We start from the raw sequence: 14,075 nt of genomic DNA on the forward strand, positions 1-14,075 counted from the left end.
GCGGCAACCGGCGGCTTCGCTCAAGCTGGAACGAATCGTGGTGGCGCCTAACTTTCGCCGCGCTTGCCGAGCCCCTTGAGCGCCGCGAACGGGCTCTGGTCCTCGGGCCGCGACAGGCCCGCGGCCTCGCGCGCGGCTTCGGCCTCGGGGCCGGTGAGGTAGGGATCGATTGCCAGGCCGAGCGTTTGCGCGACCGCCTCGCCGAGATCGAAGTGCGTGCCGGAATACTCGATCTCGTCGAGATCCTCGGCTTCGAGGTCGAGTTCCTCGGGAAAGCTGCCGGGATCGGCGGCGGGCACGAAGCGCAGCGCGATCGGCTCGCGGACTTGCACCGCGAGATCCTCGGCCGACACCGCGCAGCTTTGCACGATGTCGGCTTCAAGCATGCCATTGGCGGCAACGTCGCGGCCCTTGCGGGTGAGCAGCACGTCGGCTTCGAGCCGGTCGACGCGAACCAGCGCGAAGCGCTCGGCCAGCGCCGCGCGCTCGCGTTCGTTCGCCACCAGGCGCACCTGCCTGCCTTCCGACTGGCGCACGTCGAAGCTGTGGGAGAATTCGGCGCGGGTCATCTTCGGATCTGCCCGGCGAGCAGGTCGTCGGCGCCGGTCGCGCCGATCTCGGCTGCGAGCTTGCGCACCTCGCGCGCGAGCAGCGCGGTGTCGGCCCCTTCGTTCAGCGTCACGTTGCGTTCGAGCGCCTGCGCGAGCGAGGGGCCTTCGTCGGAGAGACCCTCGCGAAGCGCGGCGATGCGCCCGCCGAGCACGCTCATCAGCTTGCCCATGCGCTTGCCGACGACGAGGTCGCCGACGCCCGACTGGCGAAGCTGGCCGTCCATGTCGTCGACGAAGAGTTCGGTGAGGAACACCGAAGGCGTGATCAGCGCTTCCTCGCGCTCCATCCGCAGCATGACCAGCGCGAGCACCATCGTCACCGCGTCGAACCGGCCGGGCACCGTGTCGGCCACGCCGCATTGTGCGTACCAACGCTTTTCCCGCGCGATCTCGACCACGCGGTGCCAGAGCGGGCGCAGGCTCTCCTTCTTGTCCGGGCCTTTCCGGAGGAGGCGCGAGAGCATTGACACGAGGGGCAGGCCTTTCATTCAGCGGCGATTAAATGGCGCCCCGGCATCGCGTCCGCCGATCGCCGTCCATTGGGGATGGCCATTGCACGGCGCCGCGCGGGGCCCTAAGGCAACGGGCGATATATGAGCATCATGCCTGCTGGCAATGTCCGATCGCGCATCGAGCGTGCGCGCAGGGTCGGAAAAAAGCGCGGCGGGTTGGTGCGGGTTTGGAGAAGTACGTGATGCGTTCGATTGGTCCCAGGACCTGGCTGGCCAGCGCCGTCGTCGGCGCCGCGCTGCTGGCAAGCGGCTGCAGCTCGATCAAGGACCACCGCGGCTATCTGGTCGACGCCACGCTCGTCGATGCGATCCAGCCGGGGGTCGACAACCGCAACTCGGTGGAGCGCACGCTTGGCCGTCCGACCTTCGTCAGCCAGTTCGGCGAGAAGGACTGGTATTACATCTCGCGCAACACCAAGACCAACGCCTTCCAGCGGCCCAAGACCTACGAACAGACCGTGCTGCGGGTGAAGTTCGATGGCGCCGGCAACGTCGCCGCGGTCGACCGCCGTGGCGTCGAGCAGATCGCCAAGATCGATCCCGAGGGCGATACCACGCCCACGCTCGGGCGCGACCGCAGCTTCCTGCAGGACCTGTTCGGCAACGTCGGCGCGGTGGGCGCGGGCGGCGTCGGTCCCGCCCCGACCGGCCCGGGCCCGAACGGCAGCTAGCTTGAACGCGTGGCCATGCGCCATATATCCGCGCGCATGGATACAAATGGGGCGAGCCACGGCCTGATCCAGTGGCACGGAACCACCATCATCGGCGTCAAGAAGGGCGGCAAGACCGTCGTCGCGGGCGATGGCCAGGTTTCGATGGGCAATACCGTGATGAAGCCGAACGCGCGCAAGGTGCGGCGGATCGGCAAGGAGGACAAGGTCGTCGCCGGCTTCGCCGGCGCCACGGCGGACGCCTTCACCCTGTTCGAGCGGCTCGAAAAGAAGCTCGAGCAGTATTCCGGCCAGCTTACCCGCGCGGCGGTGGAACTCGCCAAGGACTGGCGCACCGACAAGTATTTGCGCAACCTCGAGGCGCTGATGATCGTCGCCGACGCCGAGGTGATGCTGGTGATCACCGGCAACGGTGATGTGCTCGAACCGGAGGGCGGGATCGCCGCGATCGGTTCGGGCGGCAACTACGCGCTCTCGGCGGCGCGCGCGCTCGTTGATTACGAGGACGACCCCGAGAAGATCGCGCGCCGCGCGATGCAGGTCGCGGCCGAAGTCTGCGTCTTCACCAACGACCAGGTTACGGTGGAAGTGGTTTAGCGAAGGGGCCGGTTCGGGCCCCGAGTGTTTCGATCCTCGGGCAAGCGGCCCGAACGAACTCGCGAACGGGAGGGTGCCTTGCTTGATCGGTCACATATGCTGTTTCTTTCACCCCTTGCGCTGTTAGCGGGCTCAGCCGTGGCTCAAGAAAAGCCGAGGCAAGCCTTCGATTGCGACGTTCCGGCAAACCACTATTCGTCGGTTTCTCAAGACTTGGTCGAGCCTTTCGGTATCAGCGGGTCGGTGAAGGTGGTCGAGATGCGGTCTGGCGACTACCTGCCCGTCGCCGGGGTGCTTCTGCGGAGCGCCGAGGGGCTAAATGGCGTTGGTTTTCAATTGGCAGCGCCTTCAAAAGATGCAGAGCTGTTCGATGTCATTCTGAATACGAGAAACAACGGCGTTTCAAATCAACGAATTATCGCGCAGATTTCCACGCGCGACACCATACCTTTCAGCCTTTTGATAGATAATAGCGGCAAGATCAGGCTGGCTATCGGCGGCACAAACTACGACATCGCTGATTTTCCCCCGTCCGAATTGAATGGCATGGTGTTCTGTTCGACCGGCCAGTTCAAATTCACCGAACTGACGTTTTCAGGACGCTAGGCCGCGTAGGCGGACTCCGGCTCAGGTTCCCGTGACCGCTCTTCAAAATGTCAGACCGGAAGCGGACCTTCCGGATGCGACGACAAAGCAGTCGGGGCACATCCCCAACTCCGCTCAGCCTGAGCTTGTCGAAGGCCTTCGCGCGTGGCCTTCGACAAGCTCAGGCTGAGCGGGTGGAGGTGCTTGCCGCTTGTCCGCTAACCCCGGCTTTTCTGCCGTTGAGACTACCTTCAGGATACCCCGATAGCAGACGCTCATTCAGGCAGGAACTTGTCCACCGGCCTGGCAGAATGTTGCGGCAGTCAACCACCGACGCCCCTCCGGTCGCAGTCTCTATCCCGGTCCCTCGATAGCGGCCATCAATCCGCCCACCGGGTTGTGGGCGGTTTCGCCGCTCTCACTCCATTATCCGGACACATCACGTCACGGTTCCTTTCCCCGTCGTGCCCGCTTAGAGCGATGCCATGGACCGACGGGGCTTCATCGGATCGGCGGCGACGAGCTTGGCGCTGGCAGGCTGTGCGAGCTTGCCACGCGAAGCCTTGGCGCCCTCTGCGGCCTGCCTGCCGCGCGTGACCGTTGCCGAATCGCGGGTGATTCGGCGCGTCGCCGGGCTTCGGCCCTATCGCCGCGCGGGCTTCGTCGTGCGCACCGAAGCGCTCGGGACCAAGCGGCTGGTGCATAACTACGGCCACGGCGGATCGGGCATCACCCTGAGCTGGGGTACGTCGCGGCTCGCCGCCGACCTGGGCCTCGCGGGCAGCGAGGGACCGGTCGCGGTGCTCGGCGCGGGGATCATGGGGCTCTCGACCGCGCGCCTCGCGCAGGAGCGCGGCCGCAAGGTGACGATCTACACTGCCGCGCTGCCGCCGGAGACGACCTCGAACATCGCGGGCGGGCAGATCAAGCCCGCGCTGCTCTATCGCGGCGATGCGGTCGACGATGCCTGGCGCGCGCAGTTCGCGGCGGCGCTCGAATATTCCTGGCGGCGCTTCCAGATCATGATCGGCGACGACTACGGGGTGCGCTGGGTTCCGACGTATCAGGAAGGCTCGGGCCCGGCGCGCATGCCCGACAATCTCGTTCATGCCGGACAGGTCGACATCCCCGTCGATCGCAGCCCCTTCGCCGGCCGCGCGGTCCGCCGCTTCGAGACCATGTATGTCGAGACCGGACGCTATCTGCGCCGGATGACGCAGGACGTGCTGACCGCGGGCGGCGCCATCGAGGTCCGCGCCTTCGGCTCGCGCGCCGAGATCGCCGGGCTGCCGGAAAGCGTCGTGTTCAACTGCACCGGGCTCGGCGCGCGTGAGCTGTTCGGCGACGACCAGCTCATCCCGATGCGCGGCCAGCTCGCGGTGCTGCTGCCCCAGCCCGAGATCGACTACGCCTATGAGTTCGACGACGGCTACATGTTCCCGCGCCCCGATGGCCTTCTGCTCGGCGGCACGTACGAACGCGGCGAGGAGCGGGCCGAGACCACGCCCGAGGCGATCGCGCGCATCCTCGCGGCCCACGCGCGGATCAACGCGGCGGGCTGTGCATCTTGACCCGGGGGGCCGGGCTCCCCAATTTCCGCCGCGATGACAGATACCCCCCAATCGCTCACTCCCAAGGCGATCGTCGCCGCACTCGACAACCACATCGTCGGCCAGAAGGACGCCAAGCGCGCCGTCGCGGTCGCGCTGCGCAACCGCTGGCGCCGCCAGCGCCTGCCTGAAGACCTGCGCGACGAGGTCACGCCCAAGAACATCCTGATGATCGGCCCCACGGGCTGCGGCAAGACCGAGATCAGCCGCCGGCTCGCGCGGCTGGCCGACGCGCCCTTCGTCAAGGTCGAGGCGACCAAGTTCACCGAAGTCGGCTATGTCGGCCGCGACGTCGAGCAGATCGCGCGCGATCTCGTCGAGGAAGCGATCCGGATCGAGAAGGACCGCCGCCGCGAAGCCGTCAAGGACGCGGCTTCCGAGGCGGCGATGGAGCGGCTGCTGAGCGCCATCGTCGGCGAGGGCGCGACCGAGGCGACGCGCGAGAGTTTCCGCCAGCGCGTGCTCGACCGGTCGATGGACGATTCGGAAATCGAGATCGAGGTCGAGGACACGCCCAACATGCCGATGGAGATTCCCGGAATGGGCGGGAACGTCGGCATGATCAACCTGTCGGACATCATGGGCAAGGCCTTCGGCAACAAGCCGACCAAGCGCCGCCGGATGAAAGTGCCGCAGGCCTGGGAAAAGCTGCTCGACGAGGAATCGGAAAAGCGCATGGACCAGGACGACGTCGCGCGCGTCGCGCTCGCCAATGCCGAGACCAACGGCATCGTCTTCCTCGACGAGATCGACAAGATCGCGGTTTCCGACGTGCGCGGCGGTTCGGTCAGCCGCGAGGGCGTGCAGCGCGACCTGCTTCCGCTGATCGAGGGCACGACCGTGGCCACCAAGTACGGCCCGATGAAGACCGACCATGTCCTGTTCATCGCCAGCGGCGCGTTCCACGTCTCGAAGCCCGCCGACATGCTGCCCGAACTCCAGGGCCGCCTGCCGATCCGCGTCGAGCTGAAGGCGCTGACCGAGGAGGACTTCGTGCGGATTCTCTCGGAGACCCGCGCCAACCTCGTCGCCCAGTACAAGGCGCTGCTGGGCACCGAGAAGGTGACGGTCGAATTCGCGCCCGACGCGATCGTCGAGGTGGCGAGGATCGCCGCGCAAGTGAACGAGAGCGTCGAGAACATCGGTGCGCGGCGCTTGCAGACGGTCATGGAAAAGCTGCTCGACGACCTGAGCTTCGAGGCCGAGGAGCGGGTCGGCGAGACGATCACGATCGATGCCGGCTATGTGCGCGAGCGGCTTGCCGATCTGGCGAGCGACACCGACTTGTCGAAGTACATCCTGTGATCTTGCCGCCGGTCCGCGATCGCGACCTGATGATCGCGGGAATGGCCCCGGTGCTCGATTCCGAGACTTACGTATTCTGCACCTTCGAGGGTGCGCGGCGCGATGTCGTACCGATGGCGCTCGCGGTATTCCGCGAGCAGGAGGGGCTGTCGGCGGTGCTGACGCGCGCCGACGCGTGCCGGCTGTCGCTGCCGCTCGATGCGCCGATGCGCCGGATCACGCTTTCGGTCCACTCCGCGCTCGCGGGCGTCGGGCTGACTGCGGCGGTTTCGTCCGCGCTGGCGAGCGAGGGCATCGCCTGCAACGTGATCGCGGCCTATCACCACGATCACGTCTTCGTGCCGGAGGCGGATGCGGTGCGTGCGCTTGAGGCGCTTGAACGCTTGCAAGCCGCCGCGCAATCGGCAGGATCGCCCGCATGACCGTTCCGCCCGACGACCGCCCCGTCTACCGCCTGCTCACCGGCAAGGACGACCGCGCCTTCTGCGAGCGTGTGTCCGAAGCGCTCGAACAGGGCTGGCGGCTCTACGGCTCGCCCTCGCTGGCGTGGGACACGGCCGAAAATTGCATGAAGGCGGCGCAGGCGGTGGTCTGGAAGGACGCCGAGGTGACGCACCCTACCGGATGAAGTAGCCGACGACGTTCCATCCGGCCGATCCGCGCGCGAGAACCACGGTCTCGACGGCGCCCTTCTTGTTGGCGAATGCGGTGTTGAACTCGATCAGCTCGTAATCGCCGTCGGGCGCGCCAGGCAGCGAATGCGATCTGGTCACCTTGCCGAAAACGCGCGAGCGGACGGCGCCCAGCGGTTCGCGCACCGATCGGATCGTGGCGGCCCACTGGTCTGCGGTTATCCGCGAGCGGAAATACGCGCCGGACTGCTGCCAGCTTTCCCGCCAGTTCTGTTCGTCGAGCAGCGCGACCCAGCGCCGCGCCGGATCGAGCGCTTCGGCCTGCGCGGCCACTTGGGCGGCATCCTTCGCCGGGGCATCCGCGCCGCCGCCCGAGAGCGATGCGCCCATCGCCGCTGCCAGTATCAGAGACATCACAAGTATTCCTCCTCCCAACCAAACCAGGGGCTGACCGAGGCCGAAGCGGCGCCCGGTGCTCTCTCCGGAATGTCGGGATTGGCGCCGGCCCGCCATCCCCAAATCCTTGCCCCCGAGATTCTCGGGTGCGGATTGCTCGGCGCGGGCGAGAAGCCGCGCGGCTTCGCGGCTGCTGGTCACCCCGAGTTTCTTGCGGGCTTCGCGCAGGCGATCGTTGATGGTGTGGACGGACAGGCCGAGTTCGACGGCAATCGACTTGGCCTCGTGGCCAGCAAGGAGCAGGCGCAAGGTTTCCTTCTCGCGCTCGCTGAGCCGTTGGATGCCCTCGGGTCTTGGTGTGTCCGGCTGCTGCATGCTTTCTCGCGGCTACCCTCCCGAAGACTCGCCGCCTTGTCGAGAGCTTCCGCCGCGAGGGCGGCGTATCAATGGGGGATCGCGCCCAGTTCGACCCCGGTCTTGTCGTGCAGCGCGAACTTGTCGACGATGTCCTGGCTCGCCTCGTTGTAGCCGATCACGCGGACGCTCGCGCCCGCCTTGTCGAGTTTGCCGACGACCTTGTCGAGCGCGCCGACGGCCGAGATATCCCAGAAATGCGCATGGGTGACGTCGATCGTGACGTTGGGTGCGGTCTCGCCGAATTCGGCCATACGGTCGACGAAGCGGTGCACCGAGGCGAAGAAGACCTCGCCCGAGACGCGGTAGGTCGCGCTCTGCCCGTCGGCGCTGACCTCGCGCTCTATGCGGAACAGGCGCTGCACCTTCTGCGCGAAGAAGATGCCCGAAAGCAGCACGCCCGCCGCGACGCCCAGCGAGAGGTCGTGCGTGCCGACCACCACCGCGACGGTGGTGAGCATGACCACCGAGCTCTGCCAGGGATGGCGGCGCAGGTTGGGGATCGAATTCCACGAGAAGGTGCCGATCGAGACCATGATCATCACTGCCACCAGCGAGGGCATCGGCACTTGTCCGACCCAGGGGCCGAGCAGGGCGAGGAGGATCAGCAGGAAGACGCCCGCCGTCAGCGTCGAGAGCCGCCCGCGCCCGCCCGAAGTGACGTTGATCACCGACTGGCCGATCATCGCGCAGCCGCCCATGCCGCCGACCAGCGCGGCGGCGACGTTGGCAATGCCCTGGCCCCGGCATTCGAAGCGCTTGTACGAATCGGTGTCGGTCATGTCGTCGACGATCTGCGCAGTGAGCAGCGATTCGAGCAGCCCGACCGCGGCCATCGCCGCCGAGTAGGGCGCGATGATCCGGATCGTCTCCCAGGTGAGCGGGACTTGCGGCCAATGCAGCGAGGGCAGGCCTTCGGGCAGCGTGCCCATATCCGCGACGGTGTTGACGGGCAGGCCCAGCGAAATCGAGACTACCGAGAGGATCAGGATAGAGACCAGCGGCGAGGGCACGGCCTTGGTCACGCGCGGCAGCAGGTAGATGATCGCCAGCCCCGCCGCGACCATCGCGTAGGTGTGCCAGGTTACGCCGGTGAGCTGCGGAAGCTGCGCCATGAAGATCAGGATCGCCAGCGCGTTGACGAAGCCGGTGATGACCGAGCGCGAGACGAACTGCATCACCAGATTGAGACGCAGGATGCCGGCAAGGATCTGAAACAGGCCCATCAGGATCGTCGCGGCGAACAGGTATTCGACGCCGTGCTCGCGCACCAGCGGTCCGACCAGCACCGCGACCGCCGCCGTCGCCGCCGAGATCATGCCCGGTCGTCCACCGGTGAACGAGATGACGATGGCGATTGCCACGGAAGCGTACAGCCCGACGCTCGGATCGACGCCGGCGATGATCGAAAAGCCGATCGCCTCGGGGATCAGCGCCAGTGCCACGACGACCCCGGCGAGGATGTCGGCGCGCGGATTGGCGGTCCAGTCGCGGCGGATCACGGAGAGATAGTCCATGGGCGGTCCGTTTGGCGGTCGGGCGCCGCAGCGCCGGTGGTGTCGGGAGACTTCGGCCTTCGCAAGCGCGGCTAGGGCAGGCGTGGCGCGCCCAATGCCTCATCGCGGCCGGCGGGGCAACCCTGCTCCGGGCGCGGGCCCCTGGCTACTCGGCCGCCTCGCTCACTTCTTCGGCCTCGGCGGCCTGGCGCGCCCACATCTCGGCATAGAGCCCGTCGCGGCGCAGCAGCTCCGCATGAGTCCCGCTTTCGGCGAGCCGGCCTTCGGACAGCACCAGGATGCGGTCGGCATCGGCGATGGTCGAAAGGCGGTGCGCGATCGAGATCGAGGTGCGGTCGCGCGAGACGCGATGAAGCGTCGCGAGGATGTCCTGCTCGGTGCGCGAATCGAGTGCGCTGGTTGCCTCGTCGAGCATCAGGATCGGCGGGTCCTTGACCAGCGTGCGTGCGATCGCGACGCGCTGCTTCTCGCCGCCCGAGAGTTTGAGACCGCGCTCGCCGACTTCGGTGTCGAAGCCTTCAGGCAGGCGTTCGATCAGCGGCATCAGCGCGGCGGCGCGCGCGGCCCGTTCCACGTCCTCGCGCCCCGCGCCGTCGCGGCCATAGGCGATGTTGTAGCCGATGGTGTCGTTGAACAGCACCGAATCCTGCGGAACGATGCCGATCGCGGCGCGCACCGAGGCCTGGGTCACTTCGCGAATGTCCTGCCCGTCGATCAGGATGCGCCCCGACTGCGGGTCGTAGAAGCGGAACAAGAGCCGCGTCAGGGTCGACTTGCCCGCACCCGAGGGGCCGACGATGGCGTAATGGCTTCCGGCGGGCACTTCGAACGAGAGCCCGTGAAGGATCGTGCGGCCCTTCTCGTAGCCGAAGTGGACGTCCTCGAAGGCAACCGAGGGCCGATGCACGACCAGCGCGGGCGCGCCGGGCGCGTCGGTCACTTCGACCGAGGTGTCCATCAGCCGGAACATCTCGGCCATGTCGATCAGGCCCTGGCGGATCGTGCGGTAGACCGTGCCCAGCATGTCGAGCGGGCGGAAGAGCTGGGTGAGGTAGGTGTTGACGAACACGAGGTCGCCCACGCTCATCGTCCCGCGCGACCAGCCCCACACGGTATAGCCCATCGCGCCCGCCATCAGCAGGTTGACGATCACCGCCTGGCTGATGTTGAGCAGGCCGAGCGAATTCTCGCTCTTCACCGCCGCCTTGGCGTAGGCGTCGGTTGCCTGGGCATAGCGGGCCTTCTCGCGCGCCTCGGCGCCGAAGTACTTCACCGTCTCGTAGTTGAGCAGCGAGTCGACCGCGCGGCTCATCGCCTGGCTGTCGAGCCGGTTCATCTTCTCACGCAGCTTGCTGCGCCATTCGGTGATCCAGCGGGTCAGCGCGGCATAGGCGATCACGGCGAGGGCAGTCGCGGCGACGAGGCCGAGACCGAAGTTGATGTAGAAGATCACCGCGACAGCGATCAGCTCGATGACGGTGGGCGCGAGGTTGAACAGCAGGAAATAGAGCATCACGTCGATGCTCTTGGTGCCGCGCTCGACCACCTTGGTGACTTCACCGGTGCGGCGGCCGAGATGGAAACGCAGCGAGAGCTGGTGAAGCCGCTCGAACACGTCCTCGGCCAGCGCGCGCGTCGCTTCCTGCCCGACTCGCTCGAACACGATGTTGCGCAGGTTGTCGAAGCAGACCGAGGCGAACCGGCCCAGCGCGTAGGCCATGACGAAGGCGAAGGCGATCGTCACCACCGGCTCGGCATCGCCCGTCATCGCATCGACCGCGTTCTTGTAGAAGAACGGCAGCGCCAGCGTGGTGCCCTTGGCGAGCAGGATCAGCAGCACCGACGCGACGATCCGCCAGCGCAGCCCGGTGTTCCGCGCGGGCCAGAGATAGGGCAGGAAGCGGGCGACGGTGCGCCAGCCGTCGTGGCGGACGTTCGGATCGTTGGTGGCGGTATCGGGCGGCATCGCCCCCTTATGTAGGTCGCGCCGTGCGAAACGAAAGCTTAGTCGATGAGCGAGGGCCCGTCCTTGTAGTTCACGAAGGCGCGCACCTGATTGACGTCGAAGCGCACTTCGCGGGTGGGAAAATCAATCGCGACGCGGCGGAAGGCGCGCAGCTCGCGCATGCCGAGAAACAGCGCCGGCTTGCGGTGCAGATCCAGCTCGCGGAACGCGGGCGTGTCGGCAAAGGCGATGGCGACGTTCGAAACCTCGAGCGTGCCGATGCTGAGCTTGTTCGCCACGCCGATACTGGCATCGAGCGTCTGGCCGGTGACGCTGGCGATCACCGCCGCGCCCGCGCCGCGCCCTCCGAGCGCGCGTTGCAGGGCGAGGTTGCCGATCGAGTTGCTGGCCCCCGTGTCGACCACCACCGAGGTCTTGATCCCGTCGATCACCGCCTTGGTGATGATGAGCTGGCCGGATTTGCGCCGGGCGCGCACGACGATTTCGAAGCCGCTGTTTCCGCCCAGCTCCTGCGGATCGCCGATCGCGATCAGGTTGCGATCGAAATCGAGCAGCACGCGTCGATCCTGCAGGCTGTCGGTGCCGACGATGCCGTCCGCGCCGATGTGGCGGCCGTCGAGGACCGGAACCTGAAGTCCGGTCAGGATCTGCTCGCCGAACTGCATCTCGCCGACATGCGCGCTGGCAACGCCCGCGACGCCAGCGATGCTGACGATCCGCACCTGCGGGCCCACGGCAAGGGCGAGCCGATCGGCGACCCCGGTCGAGACAACGGTGCGTTGCGAGCCGGTGTCGATCAGGAAGCGATAAGGGCCGGTGCCATCGAGCGCGACCGGCACGGTCATGCGCTCGTGCGCGTCCTCGAGCCCCTGGACGACCTCCTCGGTTTGTGACGCCTCGCCGCTGAGCGGCTGGGTCTCCGCCTGAAGGATGACCGGATTGGCCACCAGTAGCGCCAGCGCTGTCGCCGTGCCGGACATCGTTTCTCTCCCACCAGCCGGCCCGTTGTCCGGCACGGCGATCATAGCAGAATTGCGGGGCCCGTACCACGCGGCAGCCGACGAACGGCATATCGGCATCGTCCGGCGGTTTTCCGCGCGCCTGCCTGCCGCGCTTAACGCGCTGCTAACCGTGAGGCCCTAAGCACTCTTGCGTGTTCCGCCGGGCGGGGCAGGGCGAAGGATCTCCGGCACGAGGAGCAGGACTTGAGCGCAGCGTTGAAGGAGGCGGTCCGTACGCTGGCCCGCACGGTCGGCTACGACGTCACCCATATCACGCGCACGGTCGCCTACGCCGCGGTCGAGAAACGGCTGGCCGAGCTGCCGTGCGACCGGCTCGACGCGCTCGAGATCTCGGCCGGCTGGAAATGGCGGCAGATCGGCTGGGGCAGCTATCGCGAGATGAACTGGCCCGACCACGACATTTGCGAGGACGTGCTCGAACGCAAGTTCGACGTGATCCTCGCCGACAACGTCTGGGAGCATCTGCTGCATCCCTACCGCGCGGCGCGCAACGTGCTCGCGATGCTCAAGCCCGGCGGGCTCTTCGTGAACATCACTCCGTTCATGATCCGCCACCACCCGATCCCCACCGACTGCACCCGCTGGACAGAGCTTGGCATGCGCCATTTCCTCGCAGACGTCGGCTTCGACGCGGCCGGGATCGAGACCGGCTCGTGGGGCAACGCGGGCGCGGTCAAGGCGAACTTCCATCGCTGGGCGCGGACCGGCTGGCGCCGCCGACTGCCCAACGACCCGGACTTTCCGGTGACCGTCTGGGCCTTCGCCAAGGCACCGGTGCGGGCTCCGGGCGGCGTGCCCGCATGACGAGCGTGCCGAGGATCGTCGTCGGCGTCCTCGCGCACAACGAGGAACGGCGCATTGCACGCTGCCTGGCAAGCCTTCCACTCGGCGAGCCGGACATAAAGGTTCACGTCATCGTCAACGGATCGCGCGACGCGACCGCGCGGATCGCCGCCGAGGTCGGAGCAGGGCGCCTCACCGTCCACGACTGGCGCGAGGGCGGCAAGGCGAGGAGCTGGAACCGCTTCGTGCTCGATACGCCGGGGATCGAGGCCGAGGCCTTCGTTTTCGTCGACGGCGATGCCGAAGTGCTTCCCGGCTCGGTCGAGGCGCTCGCCGCCGCGCTCGCGGCGAACCCCGACGCGAACGCGGCCGCCGGGATGCCCGCGAACGGCCGCAAAGCGCAGGTCTACCGAGCCGGGCTGATTGCCGAGCACGGCCTGTTCGGCGATCTCTATGCCTTGTCGGGGCGGTTCGTCGCCCGGATGCGCGCGCAAGGCGTGCGCCTGCCCGAAGACCTGATCGGCGATGACGGCCTGCTCTGCGCCATGGCCAAGACCGACCTTGCCGACGAGAGCCAGTGGCGCGACGCTCGTGTCGTCCCGTGCCTCGGGGCGCAGTTTCTCTGCGAGCCGACGCGGTTCGCTTCGCCGCGTTCGCTGCGGGTTCAGTACCGGCGCATGATCAACTACTCGGTACGTCACTTCCAGAACCGGATGATCAGCGCGATCATGCGCAGCACGGGGCCGTCGGGCCTGCCGCATGCGATGCGCGAGATCTATCCGCAGTGGCTCTCGCGCCTGGCGCCGCGCCGCGACCCGAAAGTCTGGTGGTTCGACCGGCTCGGCCTCGCCCGGATGCGCCGCGCGGTCTAGGCGGCGGCCGGTACCGGCGGGCGGCGCTTCACCACCAGCGCGATCAGCTCCATCAGCGTCTCGCGCGAGAAGACCCACAGGATCGCGCCATAGGCGATTCCGCCGCAACCCACCTGGACGATGAGCGCGACCCAGTCCGGCAGCGCGCCGAGCTGGCTGCCGACAAGCCGGACGATCACCGCCATGCCCGCGCCCGCGCCGAGCGCGGGCAGCACCGCGCCTCCCAGATCGGACAGGCTCAGGCCGAGCAGCTTGCGCGACTGCCAGTAGGTGAAGGCGGGGATCAGCGGGAAGCCCGCGACCCAGGCCCAGGCGAGCCCCACCGAGCCGAAGCGCACGCCGACCAGGAACGCGGCGATCATCACCACCGCGCCGAAGATCGAGGCGCGCATCGAGATCCGGGCATGGCCGAGCGCATTGACCGCCGGTGCGAACAGGATGTGCAGGGTGAAGGCGGGCATTGCCAGCGAGAGGATCGTCACCAGCGGCGCCATCTCCAGCCACTTGGCGCCGAACACCACGCTGACCGCGTCCTCGGCGGTCGCGGCGAGGCCGAAGTAGAGCGGCACCGTCGCCAGCAGG

At 67.4% G+C, this 14,075-nt stretch carries 16 protein-coding genes (1 of these 16 running past the window's edge); 9 read left to right on the forward strand and 7 right to left on the reverse strand.

Going from position 1 to position 14,075, the window contains the following annotated elements:
* Window positions 1–47: 47 nt before the first annotated feature.
* The gene (locus B2G71_RS17250) at window positions 48–569 is read right to left on the reverse strand and encodes a DUF177 domain-containing protein (RefSeq protein ID WP_098107949.1); all 522 of its coding nucleotides are present in this window, start codon (window positions 567–569) and stop codon (window positions 48–50) included.
* The gene (locus B2G71_RS17255) at window positions 566–1,081 is read right to left on the reverse strand and encodes a ubiquinol-cytochrome C chaperone family protein (RefSeq protein WP_098108052.1); all 516 of its coding nucleotides are present in this window, start codon (window positions 1,079–1,081) and stop codon (window positions 566–568) included. The genes B2G71_RS17250 and B2G71_RS17255 overlap by 4 nt, the downstream gene beginning before the upstream one ends.
* A 224-nt stretch (window positions 1,082–1,305) precedes the next feature.
* Here B2G71_RS17255 and bamE point away from each other — a divergent pair, with 224 nt between their 5' ends.
* The 7 genes from bamE to B2G71_RS17290 all read left to right on the forward strand — a co-directional run bounded on the left by bamE (window position 1,306) and on the right by B2G71_RS17290 (window position 6,519).
* A complete protein-coding gene (gene bamE / locus B2G71_RS17260) occupies window positions 1,306–1,794 on the forward strand; it encodes an outer membrane protein assembly factor BamE (protein WP_098107950.1) in 489 nt (162 codons plus the stop codon).
* Window positions 1,795–1,830: 36 nt separating this feature from the next.
* The gene (gene hslV, locus B2G71_RS17265) at window positions 1,831–2,391 is read left to right on the forward strand and encodes an ATP-dependent protease subunit HslV (RefSeq protein ID WP_098107952.1); all 561 of its coding nucleotides are present in this window, start codon (window positions 1,831–1,833) and stop codon (window positions 2,389–2,391) included.
* A 96-nt stretch (window positions 2,392–2,487) separates the two neighbouring features.
* Window positions 2,488–2,997 (forward strand): hypothetical protein, encoded by a 510-nt coding sequence (locus B2G71_RS17270; RefSeq protein WP_098107953.1) that lies wholly within the window; start codon window positions 2,488–2,490, stop codon window positions 2,995–2,997.
* Between the two features lie 464 nt (window positions 2,998–3,461).
* The gene (locus B2G71_RS17275) at window positions 3,462–4,547 is read left to right on the forward strand and encodes an FAD-dependent oxidoreductase (RefSeq protein ID WP_098107955.1); all 1,086 of its coding nucleotides are present in this window, start codon (window positions 3,462–3,464) and stop codon (window positions 4,545–4,547) included.
* Window positions 4,548–4,580: 33 nt separating this feature from the next.
* Window positions 4,581–5,891, forward strand: a complete 1,311-nt coding sequence (hslU, locus tag B2G71_RS17280; protein WP_098107956.1) for an ATP-dependent protease ATPase subunit HslU — start codon at window positions 4,581–4,583, stop codon at window positions 5,889–5,891.
* A complete protein-coding gene (locus B2G71_RS17285; RefSeq protein WP_346426945.1) occupies window positions 5,888–6,313 on the forward strand; it encodes an ACT domain-containing protein in 426 nt (141 codons plus the stop codon). Before hslU ends, B2G71_RS17285 begins: the two co-directional genes overlap by 4 nt.
* Entirely contained in the window at window positions 6,310–6,519 is a 210-nt protein-coding gene (locus B2G71_RS17290; RefSeq protein ID WP_098107958.1) for a DUF1737 domain-containing protein, read from the forward strand. Before B2G71_RS17285 ends, B2G71_RS17290 begins: the two co-directional genes overlap by 4 nt.
* Here B2G71_RS17290 and B2G71_RS17295 read toward each other — a convergent pair.
* The 4 genes from B2G71_RS17295 to B2G71_RS17310 form a co-directional block, all read right to left on the reverse strand.
* Window positions 6,509–7,294: a DUF4019 domain-containing protein gene (locus tag B2G71_RS17295; RefSeq protein ID WP_098107959.1), complete on the reverse strand. Its 786-nt coding sequence runs from the start codon at window positions 7,292–7,294 to the stop codon at window positions 6,509–6,511. The genes B2G71_RS17290 and B2G71_RS17295 overlap by 11 nt on opposite strands.
* A gap of 68 nt (window positions 7,295–7,362) precedes the next feature.
* Window positions 7,363–8,850 (reverse strand): SulP family inorganic anion transporter, encoded by a 1,488-nt coding sequence (locus B2G71_RS17300; protein ID WP_098107961.1) that lies wholly within the window; start codon window positions 8,848–8,850, stop codon window positions 7,363–7,365.
* 145 nt (window positions 8,851–8,995) lie between these two features.
* Window positions 8,996–10,816: an ABC transporter ATP-binding protein/permease gene (locus B2G71_RS17305; RefSeq protein ID WP_098107963.1), complete on the reverse strand. Its 1,821-nt coding sequence runs from the start codon at window positions 10,814–10,816 to the stop codon at window positions 8,996–8,998.
* A 38-nt stretch (window positions 10,817–10,854) separates the two neighbouring features.
* Complete coding sequence (locus B2G71_RS17310) at window positions 10,855–11,796, reverse strand: aspartyl protease family protein (RefSeq protein WP_098107964.1); 942 nt, start codon at window positions 11,794–11,796, stop codon at window positions 10,855–10,857.
* Between the two features lie 225 nt (window positions 11,797–12,021).
* Here B2G71_RS17310 and B2G71_RS17315 point away from each other — a divergent pair, with 225 nt between their 5' ends.
* Window positions 12,022–12,642, forward strand: a complete 621-nt coding sequence (locus tag B2G71_RS17315) for a class I SAM-dependent methyltransferase (protein WP_206049440.1) — start codon at window positions 12,022–12,024, stop codon at window positions 12,640–12,642.
* The gene (locus B2G71_RS17320; RefSeq protein ID WP_098107967.1) at window positions 12,639–13,493 is read left to right on the forward strand and encodes a glycosyltransferase family A protein; all 855 of its coding nucleotides are present in this window, start codon (window positions 12,639–12,641) and stop codon (window positions 13,491–13,493) included. The genes B2G71_RS17315 and B2G71_RS17320 overlap by 4 nt, the downstream gene beginning before the upstream one ends.
* On the opposite strand, the gene B2G71_RS17325 is transcribed toward B2G71_RS17320, so the two are convergent.
* Window positions 13,490–14,075 carry the final stretch of a lipopolysaccharide biosynthesis protein gene (locus tag B2G71_RS17325; protein WP_098107969.1) on the reverse strand. Its footprint extends 878 nt past the window's final position, so 586 of the gene's 1,464 nt are visible here — the last part of the coding sequence; its start codon lies beyond the right edge, outside the window; its stop codon occupies window positions 13,490–13,492. The two genes, B2G71_RS17320 and B2G71_RS17325, sit on opposite strands and share 4 nt — an antisense overlap.

It is taken from the genome of Novosphingobium sp. PC22D (genome assembly GCF_002556635.1).
GTDB lineage: Bacteria > Pseudomonadota > Alphaproteobacteria > Sphingomonadales > Sphingomonadaceae > Novosphingobium.

What these genes read in the sequence shown, in the direction of transcription:
- B2G71_RS17270 (WP_098107953.1), top strand. Translation starts at nt 2,488, where the DNA reads ATGCTGTTTCTTTCACCCCTTGCGCTGTTAGCGGGCTCAGCCGTGGCT.
- hslV (WP_098107952.1), top strand. Translation starts at nt 1,831, where the DNA reads ATGGATACAAATGGGGCGAGCCACGGCCTGATCCAGTGGCACGGAACC.
- B2G71_RS17320 (WP_098107967.1), top strand. Translation starts at nt 12,639, where the DNA reads ATGACGAGCGTGCCGAGGATCGTCGTCGGCGTCCTCGCGCACAACGAG.
- B2G71_RS17305 (WP_098107963.1), bottom strand. Translation starts at nt 10,816, where the DNA reads ATGCCGCCCGATACCGCCACCAACGATCCGAACGTCCGCCACGACGGC.
- B2G71_RS17310 (WP_098107964.1), bottom strand. Translation starts at nt 11,796, where the DNA reads ATGTCCGGCACGGCGACAGCGCTGGCGCTACTGGTGGCCAATCCGGTC.
- B2G71_RS17290 (WP_098107958.1), top strand. Translation starts at nt 6,310, where the DNA reads ATGACCGTTCCGCCCGACGACCGCCCCGTCTACCGCCTGCTCACCGGC.
- B2G71_RS17295 (WP_098107959.1), bottom strand. Translation starts at nt 7,294, where the DNA reads ATGCAGCAGCCGGACACACCAAGACCCGAGGGCATCCAACGGCTCAGC.
- B2G71_RS17250 (WP_098107949.1), bottom strand. Translation starts at nt 569, where the DNA reads ATGACCCGCGCCGAATTCTCCCACAGCTTCGACGTGCGCCAGTCGGAA.
- bamE (WP_098107950.1), top strand. Translation starts at nt 1,306, where the DNA reads ATGCGTTCGATTGGTCCCAGGACCTGGCTGGCCAGCGCCGTCGTCGGC.
- B2G71_RS17300 (WP_098107961.1), bottom strand. Translation starts at nt 8,850, where the DNA reads ATGGACTATCTCTCCGTGATCCGCCGCGACTGGACCGCCAATCCGCGC.
- hslU (WP_098107956.1), top strand. Translation starts at nt 4,581, where the DNA reads ATGACAGATACCCCCCAATCGCTCACTCCCAAGGCGATCGTCGCCGCA.
- B2G71_RS17275 (WP_098107955.1), top strand. Translation starts at nt 3,462, where the DNA reads ATGGACCGACGGGGCTTCATCGGATCGGCGGCGACGAGCTTGGCGCTG.